Below are 1,442 nucleotides of genomic sequence, written 5' to 3' on the forward strand. Positions count from 1 at the left end.
GAGTGCGTGAACGCCTCGCGGGCCACCGACAGCAGCGAGTCGGACTGGGCCTGCGGCAGGCCGTGGGCCACAGTCGAGGCGGTCGCGAGGGTCTGGCGGGAGCCTTCCAGGGCGGCGGCGGGGACGTTGTGCGGGGTGTGGGCGTCGAAATAGGTCCCGTACACGGCGGCGCCCACACTGCCGAGGATGGCGATGCCCAGTGCGCCGCCCAACTCCTGGCCGGTCTCGAGCAGGGCGGAGGCGGCGCCGGCCCGCTCCGCCGGAGCGGCGGCCACGACGAGGTCGGTGATGCAGGTCAGGATGATCGCGATGCCCAGGCCGATGCCGATCGCGCCGCCCATCAGGGTGACCATGTTGCGGGCGACCTCGAGCTGGGTCATGACCACGAAGCCGGCGGCGGCGATGAGGAAGCCGGCGGCGATGATGTAGGCGGGGCGGACGGTGCGGGCGATGATGGTCACGAACGGCACGAACAGGGTGACCACCACGGGGGAGGCCATGGTCCACAGGGCGGCCTCGAACGGGCTCATCCGCAGGACTTCCATCATGTACTGGGTGGTGAACACGCCGAACCCGATCAGGCAGAACGAGCAGGCGATGGAGACGGTCATGGAGGCGCCGAAGTCGCGGTTGCGGAACAGCTGCGGGTCGATCATCGGGTGGTCAAGCGTCTTCTGGCGCTTGACGAACACGTAGCCGAGGACGGCACCGGCGGCGATCGCGACGGCGGGCAGGGTGGAGAAGCCGTTGACGGCGGTTTCCTTGAGGCCCCAGATCACCGACAGCACGCCACCCAGCGACAGCAGCGCGGAGGTGAAGTCGAACTTCCCGGCCTGGCCCTGGGGCAGGCGGTACTCGGGCACCAGCGCCGGGACGAGGGCCAGGAGCAGGACGATGACGGGGGCGTTGATCAGGAACACGCTGTTCCAGGGGAACCAGTTGAGCAGCAGGCCGGACACGATGGGGCCCAGGGCGGCGCCGGCGGACAGGCCGGCGGACCAGACGGCGATGGCGGAGCGGCGCTGCTTCTCGTCGTGGAACATGTTGCGCACCAGCGCCAATGTGGAGGGCATCAACGTGGCGCCGCCGATGCCCTGAATGGCGCGTTCGATGATCAGGGTCGTGGGGTCGGTGGCGAACGCGGCGGCGACGGAGGCCAGCCCGAAGATGACCGAGCCGATGATCAGGAGCTTGCGGCGGCCGATGCGGTCGCCGATGTTGCCCATGGTGATCAGGAGTCCGGCCAGGACGAAGCCGTACATGTCGATGATCCACAGCTGCTCGGTGCCGCTGGGGTTCAACGCGGAAGAGATGGAGGGGATGGCGAAGTAGAGGACGGTCATGTCCATGGAGACCAGGAGCAGTGGGAGGACGAGGACGGCCAGGCCGATCCATTCGCGTCGTCCGGCGAGGTGGGGGGTTTGCGTGGCGTGTGTCATGCC

General features: G+C 68.8%; 1 protein-coding gene. It reads right to left on the reverse strand.

Annotated features, from left to right (window positions below; translation table 11 throughout):
- Positions 1-1,349 (reverse strand): MFS transporter (locus BCF44_RS54585; RefSeq protein WP_170218290.1); only part of this gene is annotated, 1,349 nt, incomplete at its 3' end.
- Positions 1,350-1,442 lie beyond the last annotated feature (93 nt).

It is taken from the genome of Kutzneria buriramensis (assembly GCF_003387475.1).
Classification (GTDB): Bacteria; Actinomycetota; Actinomycetes; order Mycobacteriales; family Pseudonocardiaceae; genus Kutzneria; species Kutzneria buriramensis.